Source organism: Streptomyces sp. NPDC048473, assembly GCF_043200155.1.
In the GTDB taxonomy this organism is placed as follows: Bacteria; Actinomycetota; Actinomycetes; order Streptomycetales; family Streptomycetaceae; genus Streptomyces.
The window spans coordinates 1-7,467 of record NZ_JBICXE010000117.1; the positions used below are offsets into that span (position 1 = coordinate 1).

At 67.5% G+C, this 7,467-nt stretch carries 6 protein-coding genes and 4 pseudogenes; 5 read left to right on the forward strand and 5 right to left on the reverse strand.

Annotated features, from left to right (window positions below; genetic code table 11):
* Window positions 1-47 precede the first annotated feature (47 nt).
* Complete coding sequence (locus ACGFU7_RS47065; protein ID WP_393704868.1) at window positions 48-425, reverse strand: DUF6083 domain-containing protein; 378 nt, start codon at window positions 423-425, stop codon at window positions 48-50.
* Between the two features lie 156 nt (window positions 426-581).
* On the opposite strand from ACGFU7_RS47065, the gene ACGFU7_RS47070 reads away from it, so the two are divergent.
* Window positions 582-764: a hypothetical protein gene (locus ACGFU7_RS47070; RefSeq protein WP_393704870.1), complete on the forward strand. Its 183-nt coding sequence runs from the start codon at window positions 582-584 to the stop codon at window positions 762-764.
* Here ACGFU7_RS47070 and ACGFU7_RS47075 read toward each other — a convergent pair.
* On the reverse strand, window positions 761-985 hold the full coding sequence (locus ACGFU7_RS47075; RefSeq protein WP_393704871.1) for a cold-shock protein: 225 nt from the start codon (window positions 983-985) through the stop codon (window positions 761-763). The genes ACGFU7_RS47070 and ACGFU7_RS47075 overlap by 4 nt on opposite strands.
* A 645-nt stretch (window positions 986-1,630) precedes the next feature.
* Here ACGFU7_RS47075 and ACGFU7_RS47080 point away from each other — a divergent pair.
* Window positions 1,631-1,813: pseudogene (locus tag ACGFU7_RS47080) on the forward strand (transposase); the annotation flags it as partial.
* Window positions 1,814-2,242: 429 nt separating this feature from the next.
* On the opposite strand, the pseudogene ACGFU7_RS47085 reads toward ACGFU7_RS47080, so the two are convergent.
* Window positions 2,243-2,854, reverse strand: a pseudogene (locus ACGFU7_RS47085) (M55 family metallopeptidase); the annotation flags it as partial.
* Window positions 2,855-2,999: 145 nt separating this feature from the next.
* Here ACGFU7_RS47085 and ACGFU7_RS47090 point away from each other — a divergent pair.
* A pseudogene (locus ACGFU7_RS47090) lies at window positions 3,000-3,521 on the forward strand (IS5 family transposase); the annotation flags it as partial.
* Between the two features lie 9 nt (window positions 3,522-3,530).
* Here ACGFU7_RS47090 and ACGFU7_RS47095 read toward each other — a convergent pair.
* Window positions 3,531-4,511: a winged helix-turn-helix domain-containing protein gene (locus ACGFU7_RS47095; RefSeq protein ID WP_393704873.1), complete on the reverse strand. Its 981-nt coding sequence runs from the start codon at window positions 4,509-4,511 to the stop codon at window positions 3,531-3,533.
* 89 nt (window positions 4,512-4,600) lie between these two features.
* On the opposite strand from ACGFU7_RS47095, the gene ACGFU7_RS47100 reads away from it, so the two are divergent.
* Both ACGFU7_RS47100 and ACGFU7_RS47105 read left to right on the forward strand, forming a co-directional pair.
* Entirely contained in the window at window positions 4,601-5,917 is a 1,317-nt protein-coding gene (locus tag ACGFU7_RS47100; RefSeq protein ID WP_393704874.1) for an MFS transporter, read from the forward strand.
* 182 nt (window positions 5,918-6,099) lie between these two features.
* Window positions 6,100-6,684 (forward strand): DinB family protein, encoded by a 585-nt coding sequence (locus ACGFU7_RS47105; RefSeq protein WP_393704876.1) that lies wholly within the window; start codon window positions 6,100-6,102, stop codon window positions 6,682-6,684.
* A 99-nt stretch (window positions 6,685-6,783) separates the two neighbouring features.
* On the opposite strand, the pseudogene ACGFU7_RS47110 reads toward ACGFU7_RS47105, so the two are convergent.
* Window positions 6,784-7,075, reverse strand: a pseudogene (locus tag ACGFU7_RS47110) (Tn3 family transposase); the annotation flags it as partial.
* Window positions 7,076-7,467: the final 392 nt, after the last annotated feature.

The following is a 7,467-nucleotide window of genomic DNA, read 5'->3' on the forward strand; positions in this document are numbered from 1 at the left end:
CGAGTAGTCCTTCATCGCCATCGGCGGTCTTCTCGCTTCCCTCCGGATCAAGCAGATCCAGTATCAGCGTGTCCACCACTCAGGGGGAGGCCCCCTTCAGGTTGGAGGTAGGGGCAGACCATGCGGTGCGCAATCCGGCACCGGGCGCCCGGGAGGGGTTCGGCGTCCCACAGGTTCATGGCGGCCCCGTCCGAGGTGATGATCCAGCGCCGACGCGGGGGCACGATGTGCGCGGGGACAATGATGCGGGGTTCGAGGAGAACCCAGTGGCCGTCGTAGTGGCTGGCGTAGCGGTCTTGGCGAAGGTCGCAGAACGGGCAGTCGGGTGGGGCGGGCGGTCGCGGGGCGGTGGCACCTTCGAGGAGGGCGTGGAACGCGTTGTCGGTACTGTCCGGACCTGGTGTGGTGTTTCCGGTATCCCCCATGGTGTTCAGGGTCCGGGCGGGCCGTTAGTGCGGGTAGGGCGCGATCCGGCCGTGCCGGGTGGGGGAGAACCTGCCTGATGTGCCGCAGGGCGACCTGCGAGGCGTACAGCGGCACAGCGGTCCCGCAGGGGCAGGCTGAACCGGTGTGCTTAACCGGTGCCAACGAACAGAACATGCGACTGGGACGCCAAGCAGGTCACCTGCCCGCAGGGCAAGGTCAGCCGCCGCTGGTCGACGCCACCTTCCCTCGCGCCCTACGTCAACGCCGAGTTCTCCCCGGACGACTGCCGGCAGTGCCCGGTGAAGGCCGCCTGCAAGGTGGCGGCGTCAGGCACTTAGGCAGGCAGAGGCACGATGCTCACCGCACGGTAGTCGTAACCGTCTTGTTTGAAGCCGGGGGCTTCCCACGTGAGGTTTACTTGCTGCCCGAGCGACAAAACGCGGAAGCCGGCCATCTGAATGTTGGAGTAGTGGCCGAAACAGCCGCCGGGAGTCTCGGGCGAGTCGAGCACCCCCCACCCCTCCTCGTCGCTCCACCATCGGACAGTCGCAGTCACCATGACCGGAACCTTACGAGTTCTGAGGCTACCGAGCACAGGAGATCGGGACTTTTCAAGATCCCCGACAGCGTCAGGCACTCAGCTTGTCTTATATCTTCGGCGGTCTGCGGCTGGGTCGGGCGGGCCCATGAAGGCGTCGAGCTTTTCGATGACCTTGCGGAGCTCGCGGGCTCCGCAAGGCGACATTGCTCGGATTGCGCCGTCGAGTAGGGCACGGCCTTCGAGAGGGTTGCCGCAGCAGTACCAGTGCACGTTGCCGAACTCGTCGTCGTGCCAGAGCTCGCGCGTGGGCTGGTGGACGTAGTCCTTCCACAAGCGCAATGCCGCGCTGATGTCCCCCGGTTGGAGGTAGTTCCGCGTGCGTTCAAGGCGGACGATCTCGGACAGTGCTCGTGGGGAGAGGCGGTCGATGGCTGGCCTTGAGCGCCGTGGCTGCTGTCGATCCGGGGTTCCGGCCCGGATGCGTCCTGGCCGTCTACGCGGCATGGACCTTTCGGTTGGTCGTCATGCCGTACATGGTGCCACGAGGCCGAACGGTGTCTCGAACGGGTTCGCTCGCCTGGGGATTCGCCGGACGTGGGGGCGGCCTTCGTCTGATCATGTGCTCCGACCAAGGTGCACGTGACCGAGACGAAGGCCGTGAGGGTGAGTCTGCTGCCTGGTGCTGTCCGGAGGGAAGCGTTCGCGGAAGCGTCACGCTTCCGGGGAGAGTTCTACGAGTGTCTGACCGCCCGACGTGACGAGTTGTTCGAGCTGGTGGACGCGCTGCTGTGTGCGGACGGTGCGGTGAAGTCCCCGGTGGACTTGACGCTGTTGCCCGAGCAGCGTTACTACGCTCCTGGCGACCACTCACGGTCACCAGGAGCGTAGTAACGCCGCCCCGCCGAACAGTCGGCGGGGCGATGCGATCACAGTGGAATCGAATGGGCTCAGGCTCGCTCTCGCACCTCGGTGCCGTCGTACGTCCCGCCGACGCAGGTGCCTAGCCCGGGCTCGATCTGCATAACCTGCCCGCCCCCGTCCAAGCACTGTTGTGGGAAGATCCAAGCTTCCGCGTTGGCGAATCCCGCGCTTCCGAGCGTGAGAGCAACGGTCCCGGCGCACAAGGCAACCGCTGTAAGGGCACGACGCATGGGGACATCCTCGGGTCGAATCGGTTGGGCAAACAGCCAATTGGATCCCCGTTCGGTGCCTTGCTTTCGGCATTCCTCCGATTATGGGCGCGTCACGCTCGCATCCGTCGGTTGCCGAGGAACGACTATGACTGGCGGCGACCGCCTTCTCGATGGCCGCACGTGCTTCCTCCGACGGCCGCAGATCTGCCGAGAACCGGTCCCGCGCATACTTCACTGCCACGGTCCTCACCGAGGCGTCCCATTCCGTCATCTCTGTGCAGGCACAGTCGTCACCAGTGAGGACCGTCACCGGCACACCGATGACGGCCGCGGTGGCATGGGCCAAGCCGATCTCACCCACAGGCCGGCCGTCCAGCCACATGTCTTCGATCTCGTGCCCCATGAAGCTGTGGCTCAGTACGCCGAGCGCACCGGCCCGTGAGTGGTAGCCGACGAAAACCGCAGCGTCGTGCTCGGGAGCGAGTCCTTCGAGCATGAGCATCTGCTTGGGTTTGCCGCGAATGAGGCGCGCTGCTGGGTGCAGTGCCTCGGGCAGGAGGTTGCGCATCGGGCCGTGCGCGTCGTTGACGGTGATGTCGGTGGCACCGGCCGCGACAGCACCGCGGATCGCAGCGTTGATGTCTTCTGCCATCATCAGCCGTCCACGCTCGTAGTCACGGCCGCCAGGCTGGACATCGTCGGCATCCACCAGCCCGGTGATACCCTCCATGTCCACACTGATGTAGATCCGCACTGCGCAGTCTCCTCAATCTTGATCGTTTCAGGAGACGTTCGCCGTTCTTGCTCTGGTTCCTTCACCAGCTCACGATCATCCTGTTCCCGCCGGGACCAGCACGCTCGTCAGCTCAGCTGGACGGCATGACCGGGGACCGCGGGCCGAGCTGGCCCTGTCCCGCGCCTCCGTCGACGGCTCCCACCTGCGGGCCCTGAAGGGCGGAGACGCCACCGGGCCCTCGCCAGTGGACCGGGGCAAAACAAGCAGCAAGCACCACGTCATTGTCGACGTCCACGGCATACCCCTGGCCGCCACCATGATCGGTGGCAACCGCAACGACGTCACCCAGCTCCTGCCCCTGATCCACGCCGTACCGCCCATCCGCGGCAAGCGCGGACGATCCCGTCAGCGCCCCGACGTCCTCTACGCCGACCGTGGTTACGACCACAACGTCTACCGCCGCCAGGTCCGTGAGCTGGGCATCCGCACGCTCATCGCCCGGCGCGGCACCGGGCACGGAAGCGGCCTGGGCAAGAACCGCTGGGTCGTCGAAGCGGCCTTCGCGCTTCTGCGCTGGTTCCGCCGACTGCGTATCCGCTGGGAAATCCGCGCCGACATCCACCAGGCCTTCCTCACCCTCGGCTGCGCAATCATCTGCTGGCGGCGCCTCAAAAAGCAGTGCTGATCTGAGCCCTCAGCCCGAACCGGCGACCAGTGCCTCGCCGAGCGGGGTGCGCCGGTAGAGCACCGACCGTCCGGACCGGGCGCGGACGAGCAGCCCCGCGCCTCGCAGGATGGCGAGGTGGTCTCCTACCGCGCCGGGTGCCATGGCGAGGCTTCGGGCGAGGTGCCTGGTACTGGCCGGGGCGTCCAGCGCCAACAGCAGCCGGGCTCGGGCCCGGCCGACCAGAGCGGTCAGCGCGTCCGGTTGGGGGACGGTCGCCTGTTCGCCCCACAGGGCGGCGGTGCCGCGGGCAGGATAGACCAAGGTCCTGGGCCAGGGGTCTTCCAGGTGGGCGGCGATATTCCCGACGAAGACCGAAGGGATCAGCAGTAGCCCGTCGCCGGCGAGGCGGACGTTTCCGACTGGGGGGAAGAAGCCGATCTCGATACCGCCGGCGCGCCAGGCGATGCTCGGGTGCAGGCTCTCGATGGTCGTGGCCCATCCGTGTTCGCCGATCACACCCACCCGGTGCACGACATCGCGCTCACAGATCGCGCGCAGTTGCGGCCAGTCCGTGGCGAGCAGCTCGTGCCACGCCTGGTCCATCGCCTCGGCGATCCTGGAGACGGCGTCCGTAGAGTCCAGCACTGCGCGTACGCGGGGATCATGGGCGGACGGGCCGGTCGCGGTGGTGGCGAATTCGTGGCGGGCCGCTTCCAGCGGTGTGGCCCGGATCATGGCCAGGTCGTCTGCCCAGGTCTGGTTGAGGCCGCGCGGGGGCGGGGCGACGAAGTTCGGTCCGGATTGCGGGGTGTGCAGGGCGAGGGCGGCGTCCAGTTCGGTCTCGCGGCGAAGCCGTTCAAAGGCCGGCAGGAGCCGGGTGGCCCAGGCTCGCGGCAGCGGCCGGTTTTGGCCGGCGAGCGAGCGTAGCAGTAAGCAGAGGTCCAACGCGGGCGACAGTGCGAAGCGGCTGCGCAGCAGGTCCTCGACGGAGACTTCGAAGCGGAGCACCCTGCGATGCTACCGCCGGACGTCTGTTCCGATTCGTCCAGCGACGAATCATTGGTGAGTGGCGTGGGCGCACGTCGAGGCTGGGCGTCATGACCCCAACCGTCGAACCCGCGCAGGGCAACCACCGTGCCACCTACCGGGAGGTGCTGGCCGAGCCGCGATTCCGGCTGCTCTTATCGACCCGCGCCGTCGCGATCACTGCGGGCTCGCTGCGGATCACCACGTTCTCGGTGCTGGTCTTCGCGGCCACCGGCTCCGCGCTGTTGAGCGCACTGGCCTTCGGCATCGGCTTTCTCCCGCAGTTGTTCGGCTCGCTGCTGCTGGGCTCACTGGCCGACCAACTGCCGCCCCGCGCGCTCATCGCCGGCGGCTACGCCTTGGAGTGCGCCGCCGCCCTGCTGCTCGCCCTGGTGCGGATGCCGATCGCGGCAAGCCTCGGTGTCGTGGCGCTGGTCGCCCTCGCCACACCGGTGTTCGGCGGCGCGTCGAGTCGGCTGGTCGCGCAGTGGCTAAAGGGCGACGCCTATGTACTGGGCCGTTCACTGAACAACATCGCCTCCTCTGGCGCGCAATTGTTCGGTCTGGCGCTGGGAGGTGCGGTCGTCGCGGTACTCGGCCCGCACCGGGCGCTCGCGGTAAGCGCCGCCCTCTACCTCGGCTGCGCGCTCGCTATCCGCATCCGGCTACCCCGGCTGGAGCTGGGAGAGTTCGGCGGCACACCCGGCAGCGCTCGGGGCGATGGCGGGGCCGTCCGGGCAAGCCTGCACGGTGCCGGCCTGCTGCTGCGCGGACACACGGTACGACGACTGATGCTGGCCCAGTGGCTACCGCCCGCGTTCGTAGCGGGCGCGGAAGGTCTGATCGTCGCCTACGCGGGAGGACGCCACTTCGCGCCCGGCTGGTACGCGGTGCTGATGGGCTGTCTGCCGGTCGGCATGCTTGTCGGTGACCTGCTGGTGGGTCGACTGCTACGGCCACCCACCCGGGAGCGACTGGTAGTCCCGTTGATTGCGCTGACGGGACTGCCGCTGGTCGGCTTCGCTACCGAGCCCGGAGTGGGCGTCTCGTCCTGTCTGCTGCTGCTCTGCGGCTTCGGATTAGCCTACGGTCTCGGCCTGCAACGGCCGTTCCTGGACGCCCTGCCGCAGGATGGCCAGGGCCAGGCCTTCGGTCTGCTCGGCTCCGGCAGCATGACGCTGCAGGGCGTCGGGCCGGCCTGCTTCGGCTCGGTGGCCGCAGGCATCGGAACAGGCGGCGCAATCGCCCTGGCAGGCGGCGCGGCGGTGCTTACCGCCGGCTGGATTTTCACCTGGCACCCGCCCACCTCCCCGGTCCCCGTCCCGAACTACTCAACGGGATCAGAGAACGGCACCGAACAGCATGCGTGTAGTTCTCCTGCGCAGTAACCGTCGCAGGTCGGGTCGGCCGCGAGCCGTCACGCACCCCACCCCCACCCCCACGCCTCTCTGACAGACAGCCATTCCCGGTAGCTCATTGTGTTAGGAGTCCAAGCCTCGGCTCTGCCAGCCGTTGCGGACCACGTACGGGATCTCGAGACCACGAACAGCCCATGGAAGGTTCATGCCGCATGATCGATAAATTCGCGAAAGACAACCTGCACGGGAGACTGCGGCGGGACCGCGAGGCGCTGCTCTGGAAACTCGGCGGCTTGTCCGAATACGACGCCCGCAGACCTTTGACGGCGACCGGGACCAACCTCCTCGGCCTGGTCAAACACGTGGCCACCGTCGAGGCCAGGTACTTCGGCGAGGTCTTCGACCGCCCTTCCCCGGAATCGCTGTCCCGGTGGCAGGACTCCGACGGCAGCGATCAGTGGGCGACCGAGGACGAGACCCGCGATCAGATCATCGGGTCCTACCGGCGCACGTGGGAACACTCGGACGCGACGATCAACGAGCTTCCCCTCGACGCCCCCGGCCACGTGCCGTGGTGGCCGGAGCCTTATCCCAACACGAACCTGTTCGCCATCACGGTCCATGTCCTCGGCGAGTCCAACCGGCATGCCGGGCACGCCGACATCCTGCGCGAGGGCCTCGACGGCCGGACCGGGATGCGCCCCGAACACGAGAAGCAGATCGACGAGGAAGCCCGTGCAGTCCACTGCGCGAAGATCGAGCAGGCCGCCAGGTCGGCCGCACCAATCAAGGCTTAGTCGGACATATCGGGCAGCCTGACATCAGCTCCCCTACCGGCGCTTGCGATTTCCGAGCACCCGGCCACCTGATATGCCCGCGTCACCCGATGTGGGCGTTCAGTCCACGCCTTCGTCGTCCTCGTCCAGCCCGCTGCGCGTCCGGGTCGCGCAGCGGGCGCAGGGCGTCGGCGGCCGGGGGCGAGGCGGTGAAGCTGTAGCGGCCGAGCAGGTTCAGGTTGCGGTGCTTGAGCGGGGAGAGCCGGGTGATGTCCTCCTTGCGGATCTCGTGGCCCTCGGCCTGGAGCTGGGCGACGGCGGCGTCGATGTAACGGGTCGTCCAGAGCACGATGGCGTTGAGGACCAGGCCGAGCGAGCCGAGCTGGTCCTCCATGCCGTCCCGGTACGCCTGGAGAACCGCGAGCTGCACTATCCGCCCGTCAATATCCCGAGTGAACAGGTCTCCCCACCCCGTCGGGTCTGTGAGGGACACCGCCATCCCTCCTCCGTACCCACCGTGGATGATCGACGCCCCCACGGTGTCGGCCGCGCGGAGCCCACTCGTACATGCATTACTTGCCTTACGCCTCTTCAACGCGTTGACCTGTAGAGACATTTGACAGCATTGGCCTCGGCGTTTCGGTTGGTGTGAGGCCAGTTGCTGGCCGGGAACGCGAAAGTGCCTTCTGAGCTGGGACGATGAACCTTGTCGAGGGGTTCTGTCGGTCCAGGTGGAAGGCACTTTCTGCGTGCAGGGTATCGGTTTGCGTCCCAGGCTTCATGTCTCCGCCGACGGTGCGGGGG

Excerpts from the sequence above, each read along its gene's own strand:
- ACGFU7_RS47065 (WP_393704868.1), bottom strand. The coding sequence starts at position 425 with ATGGGGGATACCGGAAACACCACACCAGGTCCGGACAGTACCGACAAC.
- ACGFU7_RS47075 (WP_393704871.1), bottom strand. The coding sequence starts at position 985 with ATGGTGACTGCGACTGTCCGATGGTGGAGCGACGAGGAGGGGTGGGGG.
- ACGFU7_RS47100 (WP_393704874.1), top strand. The coding sequence starts at position 4,601 with ATGACCCCAACCGTCGAACCCGCGCAGGGCAACCACCGTGCCACCTAC.
- ACGFU7_RS47105 (WP_393704876.1), top strand. The coding sequence starts at position 6,100 with ATGATCGATAAATTCGCGAAAGACAACCTGCACGGGAGACTGCGGCGG.